The sequence below is a fragment of the Shinella agrisoli genome, from assembly GCF_046557955.1.
Lineage (GTDB): Bacteria > Pseudomonadota > Alphaproteobacteria > Rhizobiales > Rhizobiaceae > Shinella.
This window is the reverse complement of the sequence record NZ_JBJIEP010000033.1, coordinates 17,210-29,884: the sequence shown is the minus strand read 5'-3', so window position 1 is coordinate 29,884 and position 12,675 is coordinate 17,210. Positions and strand designations below refer to the sequence as shown.

Annotated in this window: 13 protein-coding genes and 1 riboswitch; of the genes, 8 read left to right on the top strand and 5 right to left on the bottom strand. The window is 69.0% G+C overall.

Annotation, left to right across the window (positions count from 1 at the left end):
- Window positions 1-133: 133 nt before the first annotated feature.
- From ACIIOY_RS24465 to ACIIOY_RS24440, 6 genes are all read left to right on the top strand, one after another.
- The gene (locus ACIIOY_RS24465; protein ID WP_411037291.1) at window positions 134-682 is read left to right on the top strand and encodes an HdeD family acid-resistance protein; all 549 of its coding nucleotides are present in this window, start codon (window positions 134-136) and stop codon (window positions 680-682) included.
- Window positions 683-925: 243 nt separating this feature from the next.
- Window positions 926-2,092 carry an acetyl-CoA acetyltransferase gene (locus ACIIOY_RS24460; RefSeq protein WP_411037290.1) on the top strand — a complete coding sequence of 389 codons (1,167 nt, stop codon included), beginning with the start codon at window positions 926-928 and terminating at the stop codon, window positions 2,090-2,092.
- 38 nt (window positions 2,093-2,130) lie between these two features.
- Window positions 2,131-2,194, top strand: a riboswitch (Fluoride riboswitch).
- A 103-nt stretch (window positions 2,195-2,297) separates the two neighbouring features.
- Entirely contained in the window at window positions 2,298-2,687 is a 390-nt protein-coding gene (crcB, locus tag ACIIOY_RS24455; RefSeq protein WP_411037289.1) for a fluoride efflux transporter CrcB, read from the top strand.
- Window positions 2,684-3,121, top strand: coding sequence for an EamA family transporter (locus ACIIOY_RS24450; RefSeq protein ID WP_411037288.1), 438 nt, complete (start codon window positions 2,684-2,686; stop codon window positions 3,119-3,121). The genes crcB and ACIIOY_RS24450 overlap by 4 nt, the downstream gene beginning before the upstream one ends.
- A 122-nt stretch (window positions 3,122-3,243) precedes the next feature.
- Entirely contained in the window at window positions 3,244-5,058 is a 1,815-nt protein-coding gene (locus ACIIOY_RS24445; protein WP_411037287.1) for an EAL domain-containing protein, read from the top strand.
- An 89-nt stretch (window positions 5,059-5,147) separates the two neighbouring features.
- The gene (locus ACIIOY_RS24440) at window positions 5,148-6,149 is read left to right on the top strand and encodes an NAD(P)H-quinone oxidoreductase (RefSeq protein WP_411037286.1); all 1,002 of its coding nucleotides are present in this window, start codon (window positions 5,148-5,150) and stop codon (window positions 6,147-6,149) included.
- 5 nt (window positions 6,150-6,154) lie between these two features.
- Here the strand turns inward: ACIIOY_RS24440 and ACIIOY_RS24435 are convergent, their stop codons facing one another.
- The 3 genes from ACIIOY_RS24435 to ACIIOY_RS24425 form a co-directional block, all read right to left on the bottom strand.
- The gene (locus tag ACIIOY_RS24435; protein ID WP_411037285.1) at window positions 6,155-7,129 is read right to left on the bottom strand and encodes a sensor domain-containing diguanylate cyclase; all 975 of its coding nucleotides are present in this window, start codon (window positions 7,127-7,129) and stop codon (window positions 6,155-6,157) included.
- Window positions 7,130-7,245: 116 nt separating this feature from the next.
- Entirely contained in the window at window positions 7,246-8,682 is a 1,437-nt protein-coding gene (locus ACIIOY_RS24430; protein WP_411037284.1) for an MFS transporter, read from the bottom strand.
- Between the two features lie 115 nt (window positions 8,683-8,797).
- The gene (locus ACIIOY_RS24425) at window positions 8,798-9,256 is read right to left on the bottom strand and encodes a carboxymuconolactone decarboxylase family protein (protein WP_411037283.1); all 459 of its coding nucleotides are present in this window, start codon (window positions 9,254-9,256) and stop codon (window positions 8,798-8,800) included.
- A 108-nt stretch (window positions 9,257-9,364) separates the two neighbouring features.
- On the opposite strand from ACIIOY_RS24425, the gene ACIIOY_RS24420 reads away from it, so the two are divergent.
- Window positions 9,365-10,231, top strand: coding sequence for a sigma-70 family RNA polymerase sigma factor (locus ACIIOY_RS24420; RefSeq protein ID WP_411037282.1), 867 nt, complete (start codon window positions 9,365-9,367; stop codon window positions 10,229-10,231).
- A 17-nt stretch (window positions 10,232-10,248) separates the two neighbouring features.
- Here ACIIOY_RS24420 and ACIIOY_RS24415 read toward each other — a convergent pair whose 3' ends face one another.
- Together ACIIOY_RS24415 and ACIIOY_RS24410 are read right to left on the bottom strand one after the other, a co-directional pair.
- Window positions 10,249-10,674 carry a GFA family protein gene (locus ACIIOY_RS24415; RefSeq protein WP_411037281.1) on the bottom strand — a complete coding sequence of 142 codons (426 nt, stop codon included), beginning with the start codon at window positions 10,672-10,674 and terminating at the stop codon, window positions 10,249-10,251.
- An 86-nt stretch (window positions 10,675-10,760) separates the two neighbouring features.
- Window positions 10,761-11,498, bottom strand: a complete 738-nt coding sequence (locus tag ACIIOY_RS24410) for a DUF3750 domain-containing protein (protein ID WP_411037280.1) — start codon at window positions 11,496-11,498, stop codon at window positions 10,761-10,763.
- Between the two features lie 84 nt (window positions 11,499-11,582).
- Between ACIIOY_RS24410 and ACIIOY_RS24405 the strand changes: the two genes are divergently transcribed.
- Complete coding sequence (locus ACIIOY_RS24405; protein WP_411037306.1) at window positions 11,583-12,590, top strand: asparaginase; 1,008 nt, start codon at window positions 11,583-11,585, stop codon at window positions 12,588-12,590.
- Window positions 12,591-12,675 lie beyond the last annotated feature (85 nt).

Here is a 12,675-nt window from a genome sequence, read left to right as displayed (position 1 = left end):
CGTCGAGGATATTTTTAATTGAGTGATCAATCAATAAAAATCTTCGGCTCTTCCAAGATGCAATCAGGCATCGCAATGAAGGGCGGACTCGTGTTAGCCTCCCGCTGTTTTCATTCAGTTTTCGAGGTGTGCCATGGTCCTGTCTCCCGGAATGAACCCCCTCTCGGAAGTCCGCGCCAAATGGGGGTGGTTCGTCGCCCTCGGCGTCGTCCTGCTCGTCTTCGGCGGCATCGCCGCCGCCAACCTCTTCGTCGCCACGGTCGCCTCGGTCTATTACGTCGGCATGCTGATGATCGTCGGCGGCGCGGTGCACCTGGCGCACGCCTTCCAGGTCAAGGCCTGGCGGGAGACGATCGCCTGGGCGCTGAGCGCGCTGCTCTATCTGGCGGCCGGCGTGCTCGCCTTCGTCAACCCGGTGCTGACCTCGGCCGTGCTGACCCTGCTGATGGCGGCGGCCCTGCTGGTGGCCGGCGTCTTCCGCATCTTCGCCGCCTGGCGCGTCCGGCCGGAAAAGGGCTGGGGCTGGCTGATGGCGGGCGGCATCGTCACGGCGCTGGCGGGCCTTGTCTTCCTCCTCGGCTGGCCGGTCAACAGCTTGTGGCTGCTCGGCCTCTTCCTCGCCTTCGACCTGGCCATGCAGGGCTGGGCGCTGATCGCCTTCGGCCTGGCGCTGAGGAAATAGGCGCTCCGGTACGTCTGCGCTCTTGGCAAGCGGCGTCCGCCCCTCGCCCTGGCCCTTTCCCCGCAAGCGCGAGAGGGGACTTGCCCCACGAACCGCCATCGCTTGAGGAAACCGGCGCGGCATACCCCTTCGCCCCGCTTGCGGGCAGAAGGTGCCGGCAGGCGGATGAGGGGCGGCATCTGCGCCGCTCCGCCCTTTACCTCCCGCCGCCGTCGGCCCATCATGCCGGCGGGAGGATTCTTCATGGACGTTTGCATCACCGGCTGGGCGCACACGCGCTTCGGCAAGCTCGAAGGCGAGACGGTCGAGAGCCTGATCGTCACCGTCGCCCGCCAGGCCGTCGCCCATGCCGGCATAGGCCCGGCGGAGATCGACGAGATCGTGCTCGGCCACTTCAACGCCGGCTTCTCGCCGCAGGATTTCACCGCCAGCCTCGTGCTCCAGGCGGACGACGCCCTGCGCTTCAAGCGCGCCACGCGGGTGGAGAACGCCTGCGCCACCGGCTCGGCCGCCGTGCACCAGGGCATCCGCGCCATCCGCGCCGGGGCGGCGCGCCATGTGCTCGTCGTCGGCGTCGAGCAGATGACGGCAACGCCGCCGGCCGAGATCGGCGCCAACCTGCTGAAGGCCTCCTACCTGCCGGAGGACGGCGGCACGCCCGCCGGCTTCGCCGGCGTCTTCGGCCGCATCGCCTCCGCCTATTTCCAGCGCCACGGCGACCAGTCGGACGCGCTCGCGGCCATCGCCGCCAAGAACCACAGGAACGGCGCCGCGAACCCCTATGCCCAGATGCGGAAGGACCTCGGCTTCGATTTCTGCCGCACCGAGAGCGAGAAGAACCCCTTCGTCGCCGGCCCCCTGAAGCGCACGGACTGCTCGCTCGTCTCCGACGGCGCGGCCGCCCTCGTGCTCGCCTCTGCGGACGCCGCCGCAAGCGCCCCGCGCGCCATCGCCTTGCGCGCCGCCGCCCATGTGCAGGATTTCCTGCCCTTGTCGAAGCGCGACATCCTGCGTTTCGAGGGCTGCGCGGAGGCATGGCGCCAGGCGCTGGCGGAGGCGGGGGCGAGGCTCGCCGACCTCTCCTTCGTCGAGACGCACGACTGCTTCACCATCGCCGAGCTCATCGAATACGAGGCGATGGGGCTGGCAAGGCCCGGCGAGGGCGGCCGGCTGGCGCTCTCCGGCGAGACGGGCCGGGACGGGCGGCTGCCGGTGAACCCTTCCGGCGGCCTCAAGGCCAAGGGCCACCCGATCGGCGCGACGGGCGTCTCCATGCACGTGCTGGCGGCCATGCAGCTCGCCGGCGAGGCGGGCGGCATCCAGGTCCCCGGCGCCACCCTCGGCGGCCTCTTCAACATGGGCGGCACGGCGGTCGCCAACTACGTCTCGATCCTCGAACGGCGGCATTGAGCCGTTTGACAGCGGCCCCGCCAGCGCCTAGAAATTCCCCGTGGGATGGGGATGGAGCTCCCCGACAACCGCCGTTCACCGGCTGATAGCTCCTGCCAGAACCGGCCAGCGATGGCCGTCGACGGCGGGAGCATGTTTGGCGACCGCCCGAGGGCGGTTTTTTGTTGTCCGGATGTCGGATCGCTGAACTTTGAGGGCAACGGACATGAACTATCTGATCGTCTTTCTCGGCGCGGGCCTCGGCGGCGCGGGCCGGCATGGGGTGAACGTGCTGTCGGCGCGGTTCTTCGGCACGGCCTTTCCGGCCGGAACGCTCGCCATCAACGTGCTCGGCTGCCTGCTGATCGGCCTCGTCGCCGGGGTCTTCGCCTTCCGCGGCCACCTGCCCGCCGAGCTGCGGCTGTTCCTGACGACGGGCATCCTCGGCGGCTTCACCACCTTTTCCGCCTTCTCGCTCGATGCCGCCCTGCTCTGGGAGCGGGGGGAGGCCGGGCTTGCGGCGCTCTATGTCGGCGCCTCGGTCGTCCTGTCGCTCGCGGCCGTCGCGGCCGGGCTTGCGATGACGCGCATGGTGCTCGCTGGAGGTGCAACGTGAAGGCGCTCTTGACATCCTGGCAGGTCTGGGCGCTCGGCTCGGCCGTCTTCGCCGCGCTGACCGCGATCTTCGCCAAGGTCGGCATCGCCGGGGTCCATTCGGACTTTGCGACCTTCGTGCGCACCGTCGTCATCCTTTTGGCGATCGCCCTCATGCTGACGCTTTCCGGCAACTGGCAGGCGCCCGGCTCCGTGCCGGGGAGGAGCTGGGTCTTCCTCGTCCTGTCGGGCCTGGCGACCGGCGCGTCCTGGCTGTGCTATTTCCGCGCGCTCCAGATCGGCAAGGCCGCGCAGGTGGCGCCCGTCGACAAGCTCTCCGTCGTGCTCGTCGCCGTCTTCGCCGTCCTCTTCCTCGGCGAGCAGCTTTCGCCCGCCCATTGGCTGGCCGTGCTGATGATCGGCGGAGGCGCCTTGCTGCTGGCGCTCCCCATATGAGGAAATTCTGTTTCAACTCCTTGTAGTCGTTGAAGTTTCATCGAATTGTCATACTAAGGAAACGGATTGTTCAGGGATATGGGCGGACACTTCGCGGCAAAGTCCACGCCCCGGAGTAGCCCATGTCCGCCGCCGAATTGCTCGCCCTTCGCCGTTTTGGCGACGGCGAGATCGTCACGCTCGCCAAACTGGTGATCGAAACGGCCTTCCAGCCGATCGTGGAGGCCGCGACCGGCGCGGTCTTCGGCTACGAGTCGCTGATGCGCGGCTTCGAACGCCTCGGCTTCCGCTCGCCGCTCGACCTCATCGACCGGGCGCACGAGGCGGGCCAGCTTCTGGCGCTGGAGCACATGGTCAACAGCCGGGCGATCGCCGCCTTCGCCGCCCTGCCGGACTTCCGCTCGCGCACGCTCTTCATCAACCTCGATTCCCGCCTCGTGCCGGAGGGCGCCGACCTCGTCGAACGCCTTGCCGGCCATCTCGCCCGCGCCGGCATCCCGGCCTCCTCGATCTGTTTCGAGATCTCCGAGCGCTTCGACAACGACACGCTGCCGGATTTCGCCGTCCTCGTGCGCAAGCTGCGCCTTGCCGGCTTCAAGCTCGCCATCGACGATTTCGGCGTCGGCCACAACGGGCTGAAGCTGCTCTGCGACCACCCGGTCGATTACCTCAAGATCGACCGCCACTTCATCTCCGGCATGGAGGCCGACGCCCGCAAGCGCCATCTGGTGCGCAACACGGTCAACGCCGCCCACGTGCTCGGCATCCGCGTGATCGCGGAAGGTGTGGAGAGCGAGGCGGAGTTCGTCGCCTGCCGCGAGGCGGGCTGCGACCTCGTGCAGGGCTGGTTCGTCTCCCGCCCGGTCACGGACTTCTCGGCGCTCGGGCCGGTCTATGCGCAGGTCGCCCGCGCCGGCGGCACGCGCCGCAATTCGCGCACGCTCGACAGCATCCTCATCCGCCGCGAGATCGAGCATGTCGCGGTGCTGCGCGAGAACGAGAGCCTGGAATCGGTCTTCGAGTTCTTCCGCCGCGACCCCAAGCGCACCTTCTTCCCGGTGCTCAACGCCAACGACGAGCCGCGCGGCATCCTGCACGAGTACCACGTGAAGGAGCTGAGCTATCACCCCTTCGGCCGCGACCTGCTGAAGAACAGGCTCTACCAGAAGAGCCTGTCGCACTTCGTCACCACCGCGCCGATCGCCGACCTCGATACGCCCGCCGAACAGCTCCTCGACGTCTTCACCGGCATGGGCGGCAACGAATGCGTCATCCTGACGGAGAACCTGCGCTATGCCGGCATCCTCTCGGCCTCCTCGCTTCTCAAGATCATCAACGAGAAGCGGCTGAAGACGGCGGAGGACCAGAACCCGCTGACCGGCCTTCCCGGCAACCGCTCGATCCGCGACTACCTCCAGGACAGGGCGCTCGACGGCGACCAGCTCCGGTGCCTGTGCTATTTCGACTTCGACAACTTCAAGCCGTTCAACGATCATTACGGCTTCCAGAAGGGCGACCTTGCGATCTCGCTCTTCGCCTCGCTGCTCCGCCGCGAGTTCGTCGGCGAGGACGTCTTCGTCGGCCATGTCGGCGGCGACGATTTCTTCGCCGGCGTCTCCGGCCGGCCGGTCGAGGCGGTGCGGGGGATTTTGGAGCGCATGCTCGCCGATTTCTCCCGCGAGGTGCGCGCGCTCTATTCGCCCGAGGACCAGCTCGCCGGCGAAATCCGCGGGCGCGACCGGGCCGGCAACCCGACGACCTTCCCGCTGATGCGCTGCTCGGCCGTCGTCCTTGTCGTGCCGGAAGGCGAGGTGATCGGCGAGGCGGGGCAGATCAGCAGCCGCATCGCCGCCCTGAAGGCGGACGCCAAGGCGAGCGAGGCGGGGCTCGTCCTGTCCTCGGCATCGGCCGGGCCGCACCCCGCGGCCGGGGCCTGATGCCGCAGGGGCGCCTGCGCGGATTCAAATGGCGGACGCTTTGGGCTAGGATCGCCGCGAACGATACCCCGCATCCCGGAGATACGCCCATGTCACTTCCATCGTCCATGTCCTATGTCGGGCTCAGCGAACACGGCGGCCCGGACAACCTGGCGGTGATGGAGGGCAGGACGCCGCAGCCGCGCAGCGGCGAGATCCTCGTGCGGGTCGAGGCGGCCGGCATCAACCGGCCGGACGTGCTCCAGCGCAAGGGCGACTATCCGCCGCCGCCCGATGCCAGCCCCATCCTCGGCCTGGAGATCGCCGGCGAGGTCGTGGCGATCGGCGAGGACGTCACCGGCTACGCGCTCGGCGACAGGGTCTGCGCGCTGGCGAACGGCGGCGGCTATGCGCAGTATTGCGCCGTGCCGGCGACGCAGGCGCTGCCCTTTCCGAAGGGCTACGACGCGGTGAAGGCGGCGGCGCTGCCGGAGACCTTCTTCACCGTCTGGGCCAATCTGTTCATGATGGCGGGCCTGAAACCCGGCGAAAGCGTGCTTGTCCACGGCGGATCGAGCGGCATCGGCACGACGGCGATCCAGCTGGCCGCCGCCTTCGGCTCGCGCGTCTTCGCGACGGCCGGCACGGCGGAGAAGTGCGATGCGTGCCTCGGGCTCGGCGCCGTCCGCGCGATCAACTACCGCAGCGAGGATTTCTGCGCGGCCGTCGCGCAGGAGACCGGCAAGGCGGGCGTGGACGTGATCCTCGACATGATCGGCGCGGCCTATTTCGAGCGCAACCTGAAATCGCTCGCCCGCGACGGGCGGCTGTCGATCATCGCCTTCCTCGGCGGCACGTTCGCGGAAAAGGTCAGCCTCGCGCCCATCCTGCAAAAGCGTCTGCACCTCATGGGCTCGGCCATGCGCCCGCGCACGGCGGCCGAAAAGCAGGAGATCCGCGACGCGCTTCTGGAAAAGGTCTGGCCGCTCCTGGAGGAGGGACGCGTCGCCCCGGTCGTCCATGCCGTCATGCCGTTCGGGCAGGCCGCCGCCGCCCACCGCATGATGGAGCACGGCGATCATATCGGCAAGATCGTGCTGACCTTCGACTGACGGCGTCAGTCCGCCTGTTCGGTCCGGTCCCGGCCGAGATGCTTGGCGCGGTAGAGCGCGCGGTCGGCCCGCTGGAACAGGTCCTCCGCCGCGTTGCCGCAATATTCCGCGACGCCGGCCGACATGGTGTAGGCGCAGCCGAGCCCGGCGCGGGTCTCCGCGCGCGCGATGTGCTCGCGCAGACGCTCGGCCGCGTTCGTCGCCTCCCGGATGCCGGCGCCCGGCATCAGCACCAGTAACTCCTCCCCGCCGATCCGCGCGAAGATGTCGCCGCCGCGCAATTGCTGCCGGCCGGCGGCCGCGAAGTGGCGCAGCACGTCGTCGCCCTTGGCATGGCCGTAGCGGTCGTTGATCGATTTGAAGTGGTCGAGGTCGATCAGGGCGAGCGAAAGCTGCGTGCAGTCGCGGAAGGCGGCCTGGATTTCCGCCTCCAGCCGTTCCATCGCCGCGCGGCGGTTGAGCAGGCCCGTGAGCGGGTCCGTATCGGCGGCGAGCTGCGCCGCGTCGCGGGCGCGCTGCAAAAGCTGCTCGTTGTATTTCAGCACGGTGATGTCGGTGAAGACGTGCCACAGCCAGCCGCCCGGCAGCAGCGTCTCGTTCACCAGGAACCAGCGGTCGTCGTTCATGTCGATCTCGAAGTCGCGCTGCGGGCTGCTGCGCCGTTTCGCGCGCGCCATCTCCAGGAAGTCCTCGATCGGCGCCGCCACCTTGGGGCCGACGCTCTTCACATGGCAGTGCCGCATGATGTCGGCGAAGGTGCGCGCGCCGGGCTGCACGTCGAAGAGCGCCTTGAAGGCCGTCGAGCCGTAGGAAAGCTCGTCCTCGGGCGAGAACAGCGCGAAGGCGACGCCGGAGGCGTCGAGCCCGGAGAGGATGAGGTCCGTGGTGGCCCGGTCACGGATGAGCGCGAGCGGCAGGATCTTGTCGGGGGGCGCCATGCCGCCTGCGTCCGGCAGCGTTTGTTCCTGGCTGCGTCTCACCGGCCTCTTTCCTCCTCAAGGCTGAATCGTCGGATGTCGCGCCGGACGATAGGTGCCCTTTGTGGCAGAAGGAGGCAGTGCCGCAATCGGGACTGCCGGACGCCGTTAACAAATCCTCAACCCGCCGGGTCCGTCCTTCCGTGCGGAAGGGTGACGGCAAGCAGGATCGCCAGCGCCGCGGGAAGCGCCAGCAGGGCGTAGAGCCAGCGCGCCGCCATCAGCGCGCCCTCGGTGCCGCCGGGTTCGACAAGGCCGGTCGTGTTGACGATGATGCCGGCGAGCGCCGCCCCGAAGGCCGCGCCGAGCGCCTGCATGGTGGTAATCGCCGCCGAGGCCTTGTCGGTCTCGCCGGCGGGCGCAAGGTGCAGGACATGGGTGACGAGGTGGGCCCAGCCCATGCCGATGCCGAAGCCCATCAGGAAGATGAAGAGGGTGGCGAGCGCCAGCAGCGGCAGGCTGCCTGCGGGATTGTGCCGGGCGAGCGTGAGGACGAGCAGGGCCGTCGCCAGCGCTTCGAGGGCCGCGCCGGCGACGATGACCCGGTTGGCGCGCCGCCCCTTGAGGCCGGCCGTCGCGAAGGCGGCCGCCGTCCAGCCGAGCGCCAGCAGCGCCACGAGATAGCCGGAGACGAGGGGCGTCACCGCGTGCAGCACCTGCAGGAAATAGGGGATGTAGACGTCCGAGCAGACCGTCACCAGCAGCATCAGCATGATGAGGTAGACGCGGGCGAGCGGGGAGGAGAGGCGGATCGTGCCGGCCGGCAGCAGGCGCGCGGCGGTGCGCCGCTCGATCGCGACGGCGGCGGCGACGCCTGCGACGGCGGCCCCGGCCAGGGCGCCGCGCAGGGCCGGCGCATTCACCGAGCTTGCGAGGGAGAGCAGCACGACGGCCGCCACCAGCAGCAGGATCTGGACGAACGGCGTCTTCGTCGTCACCCGTTCGCCTTCGCCCGACGGCAGCAGTTTGGGCGCGGAAACGGCCATGAGGGCCGAGAGCGGGATGAGCAGCGCGAAGGCCTCGCGCCAGGCGCTGCCGGCTGCGAAGACACCGCCGATCGTCGGGCCGAGGAAGGTCGCGATGCCCCAGGCGGCGGCATAGAGCGTCGAGGCCGTGCTCCACAGCGGCTCTGGATAGACAAAGCGGATGAAGGCATAGCCGAGCGCGACGAGGAAGCCCGCGCCGAGCCCCTGGACGGCGCGGCCGGCGAGTACCGTCTCCATGCTCGGCGCGACGGCGCACACGAGGCTGCCGATGCCGAAGAGCACCGCGCCGAAGACGTAGCAGCGGTTGAGCGTCACGCCCTGCGGCCGCACGGCGACGAAGGTGGAGCCGAGCACGGAGGCCGCGACATAGATCGTCGTCGCCCAGGCGAAGAGCGGCAGGCCGCCGATGTCGCGCACGATCGAGGGCATCAGCGTCGCGGTGATGTAGGTTTCCACCGCATGCAGCATGATGCCGCCGCCGAGCATCAGCGTCCCGAACAGGTAGGCGCGGGAAAACAGGCTGGAGAGCCGCGGCGCGGCCTCCTTCGCAGTGGTGACGCTTTCGGACATGGGATCGGGCCTTGGCATGCGAAATGAGGGTGGGACAGACGTTGCACGGCCCGAACCGCAGTTCAAGCCGCGACTTTTCACTGGAAACGTTCGCGAAGGCGCTCGCCCCGCTGCCTTACGGGGTCCACTCGCCCGCGACCTGGCGCGTGGCGACGTTGAGGCGGTTCCACACGTTGATCGCCGCGATCTCGACGACGAGGGCGGCGAGCGCCTTCTCGTCGTAATGGCGGGCGGCCTCGTTCCAGACCGCGTCCGGGACCGGCTCCTCGCGGTCGGCGATGCGCGTCAGCGCCTCGGTGAGCGCCAGCGCGGCGCGTTCGGCATCCGTGTAGAACGGCGCCTCGCGCCAGGCGGCGACGGAGAGGATGCGCCGGTCGGTCTCGCCGGCCTTCTTCATCATGCGCGGATGAAGGTCGACGCAGAAGCCGCAGCCGTTGATCTGGCTTGCGCGAAGGTGCACGAGGTGGGCGGTCTTCTCCGGCAGGTCCGTCTTCTGCGCGGCGCCCTGCAGCGCGTTCATCGCGGCCATGACATCGGGCAGGAGGGTGACGATACTGGTCATACGGGATTGCATTTTCTGGCTCCTTGCATTGATTTCGGTTTCGACGGCTGCGAACCCTGTCACACCGGTGCGGCTTCGTTCGTCATGGCCATGACGCCGCTGGACGAAGGAGTGTGACCGATGGACGAAAGAAAATTCTGGGCCGAGCGTTTCGAGGCCGAGCGCGGGCGCCTGCGCGCCGTCGCCTTGCGCATGCTGGGCTCGCACGCGGAGGCCGAGGACGCGGTGCAGGAGGCCTGGCTGCGGCTGGAGCGGGCGGGCGAGGGCGGCATCGACAACCCCGCCGGCTGGCTCACCACCGTCGTCGGCCGCATCTGCCTCGACATGCTGCGCGCCCGCACCAGGCGGCGCGAGGAGCCCATCGAGGGCGACGAGGGCGAGGTGCGGCCTGCGGACCCGGGCGTGCCGGCGGACGAGCAGGCGGCGCTGGCCGATTCGGTCGGCCTCGCGCTCCTCGTGGTGCTGGAGCGCCTCGCGCCGGCCGAACGCCTCGCCTTCGTCCTTCACGACATGTTCGGCGTGCCCTTCGAGGAGATCGGCCGCATCGTCGACCGCTCGCCCGCCGCCGCCCGCCAGCTCGCAAGCCGCGCCCGCCGCCGCGTGCAGGGCCTGCGGCAGGCGCCGTCGGCCGGTTACGAGCGCCGCAAGGGCGTCGTCGCCGCATTCCTCGCCGCCTCGCGCGACGGCGATTTTTCCGGCCTGCTCGCCGTGCTCGACCCCGAGGTCGTCTTCCACGCGGATGCCGATGCGGTACGGCTCGGCGCGCTTGCCGAGATCCACGGCGCGCAGGCCGTGGCCGCCGACTTCAAGGGCAAGGCGACCGCCGCCAGGCTCGCCCTCATCGACGGAGACCTCGGCCTTGCCGTCATCCTCGGCGGCGCGCTCAGGATCGTCGTGCGCATGGAGCTGGAGGGCGGGCGGATCGTCGAGATCGAATCCATCGCCGACCCGGCACGGATCGCGGCCTTCGAGGTGGAATATATCTGACGCCGTTCGATCCGGCGTCAGACCGCCGGCTCGAACCGGAGAATCCCGGCGACCCGCGGGCCGGCTCCGGAATCGGCGGGATGGGAGACGCCGTCCATGACCGTCACCGACGTAAAGTCGAAGGGGCTGACACCTTCGATGCAGGCGACGTTGATGCCGAACTGGCTTGGATCGGAGCGGCGCTGATGATGCGTGTAGATGCCGCAGGTCTTGCAGAAGTAGTGCTTCGCTGTACCCGTGTTGAATTGATAGAGCGTCAGATTGTCCTCGCCCTGCTCGAATTCGATATCCGCGAGCTGGGCGGAGACGGCAATCGCGCCACGCATGCGGCAGTAGGAGCACGAGCAGCGGCGGATCGTGTTGAACGCGTCCGTCAGCCGCACGCGGAACCGGACCGTGCCGCAATGACAGGCCGCCGCGTGCCGTTTTCTCTCGTCGCTCATGGTGTGCTCCGTTCCTGCTTCAGCCGCATTGCGGCCTACAATCGGTTGATGACACCGGGATGTCCAGCGTCGAGGGTCCGCACGCCCTAGATCCCGATCCGCCCGATCGCCGGTATCTTGATCGCCGGCCGTGCGAGGTCGACGCCGGCGACGAGGCCCATGACGTGCAGCTCCAGCCCGCTGCGGACCCCGGCGGAAACGCCGAGGAGGCCGTAGAGCGTGGCATGCACGTCCTTGCCGTCCGGATCGACCGCGAAGAGCTTTCCTTCCGGCAGGTAGTCGCGCCCGACCGCATCCGGCGGCAGCACGACGCCGAGCTCCGGCACGGAGCGCAGCACATGGGCGACGAAGGTGTTGGAGTTCGGGCCCGGCCAGATGCGGTAGCCGCCGGGCCTGGAATAGGGATAGGCGTCGATCGCCTTCTCGATCTTCGGGATCAGCCGCGCCGCTTCCTCGCCGCTGACGCTGACGACGACGCGCGGCGTGTTGGAATACCAGTAGGCGTCCGGCGCATAGCCGTTCCTGCGCACCGGCGTGCCCCAGCCGACCTTGTCGTAGCGGTTGTAGCCCTTGGCGTTCGCCGCCTTGGTGACGATCCAGGCATGGCTCGCCACCGCGCCCTTCATGCCGCCGGTGGCGGCGGAGAAGATGTGGATCGTCGCCTGCGGCGTGTCCTCGGCCTTCGGCAGGATGCCGGCGGAGGTCCAGGTCGCCTCCCGCCAGCTCTGCGGCCGGTCCTTGACGTACCAGTAGCCCGCCGAGGCGAGCGCCGGCATGAGGTAGATCACGAGAAAGACGGCCAGGACGTTCCTCAGCAATTTCATGCGGGGTACTCTCCGAAATCGGGTGTGCCGGATCATGTTTTCCGATAATACCGCAGCGGAAATCGGAAATTTGAGGGCATGATCATGGCAAACCCGGTCCTTGTCGAAGTCACGCGCGGCAATCTCGTCGAAAGCCGCCACCGCGGCATGGTGGTCGCGGTCGACGGCGATGGCAAGGTGGTGTTTTCGCAAGGGGATGCCGAGGCGGTCGTCTTCCCGCGCTCGGCCTGCAAGGCCATGCAGGCCCTGCCGCTCGTCGAAAGCGGCGCGGCGGATGCCCATGCCTTCGGCGACCGGGAACTGGCGCTCGCCTGTTCCTCCCACAGCGGCGAGCCGGCCCATGTGCGCCTTGCCGGCACCATGCTCGCCGCCGCCGGCGTCGACGAGAGCGTGCTCGAATGCGGCGCCCACTGGTCCTTCGAGCAGCCGGTGCTGATCAGCCAGGCGCGCCTGCTCGACCGCCCGGGCGCCCTGCACAACAACTGCTCGGGCAAGCATGCCGGCTTCGTCTGCGCCGCCTGCCACACCGGCAAGGACCTCAAGGGCTACGTGCGCTACGAGCACCCCGTCCAGGCGGAGATCCGCGGCATCATGGAAGACCTGACCGGCGCCGCGCTGGCGGTCGACAATTGCGGCGTCGACGGCTGCTCGATCCCGACCTATGCCGTGCCGCTGAGAAGCCTCGCCCACGGCTTTGCGAAGATGGCGACCGGCACGGGCCTCGCCCCCGGGCGCGCCGCGGCCTCGCGCCGCCTCGTCGAGGCCTGCATGGCCGAGCCATTCTACGTCGCCGGCACCAGGCGCGCCTGCACGCGCCTCATGCAGACCGCCCCCGGCCGCATCTTCGCCAAGACCGGCGCGGAAGGCGTCTTCTGCGCCGCCATCCCGGAAAAGGGCATCGCCATCGCCCTCAAATGCGAGGACGGCACGACCCGCGCCGCCGAAAGCATGGTCGCCGCCGCGCTCGCCCGCTTCTTCGCCGACGAGCCGGACATCCACGCCGCGCTGATGGCGCAGGCCAACCGCGCGATGTCCAACTGGAACGGCATCCATGTCGGCGACATTCGCGTGACGGAAGCGCTCGCCGCCTGAGCGGAGGCGCGTGAGAAAAATCCTCGTCCTTTGTCGGGAAGGGGCGGCGTCCTGCGTCCTTGGGGCACGGCGGGGCGCAAGGCCC

Excerpts from the sequence above, each read along its gene's own strand:
- ACIIOY_RS24405 (WP_411037306.1), top strand. The coding sequence starts at position 11,583 with ATGGCAAACCCGGTCCTTGTCGAAGTCACGCGCGGCAATCTCGTCGAA.
- ACIIOY_RS24425 (WP_411037283.1), bottom strand. The coding sequence starts at position 9,256 with ATGCAATCCCGTATGACCAGTATCGTCACCCTCCTGCCCGATGTCATG.
- ACIIOY_RS24410 (WP_411037280.1), bottom strand. The coding sequence starts at position 11,498 with ATGAAATTGCTGAGGAACGTCCTGGCCGTCTTTCTCGTGATCTACCTC.
- ACIIOY_RS24430 (WP_411037284.1), bottom strand. The coding sequence starts at position 8,682 with ATGTCCGAAAGCGTCACCACTGCGAAGGAGGCCGCGCCGCGGCTCTCC.
- crcB (WP_411037289.1), top strand. The coding sequence starts at position 2,298 with ATGAACTATCTGATCGTCTTTCTCGGCGCGGGCCTCGGCGGCGCGGGC.
- ACIIOY_RS24415 (WP_411037281.1), bottom strand. The coding sequence starts at position 10,674 with ATGAGCGACGAGAGAAAACGGCACGCGGCGGCCTGTCATTGCGGCACG.
- ACIIOY_RS24445 (WP_411037287.1), top strand. The coding sequence starts at position 3,244 with ATGTCCGCCGCCGAATTGCTCGCCCTTCGCCGTTTTGGCGACGGCGAG.
- ACIIOY_RS24440 (WP_411037286.1), top strand. The coding sequence starts at position 5,148 with ATGTCACTTCCATCGTCCATGTCCTATGTCGGGCTCAGCGAACACGGC.
- ACIIOY_RS24460 (WP_411037290.1), top strand. The coding sequence starts at position 926 with ATGGACGTTTGCATCACCGGCTGGGCGCACACGCGCTTCGGCAAGCTC.
- ACIIOY_RS24465 (WP_411037291.1), top strand. The coding sequence starts at position 134 with ATGGTCCTGTCTCCCGGAATGAACCCCCTCTCGGAAGTCCGCGCCAAA.
- ACIIOY_RS24420 (WP_411037282.1), top strand. The coding sequence starts at position 9,365 with ATGGACGAAAGAAAATTCTGGGCCGAGCGTTTCGAGGCCGAGCGCGGG.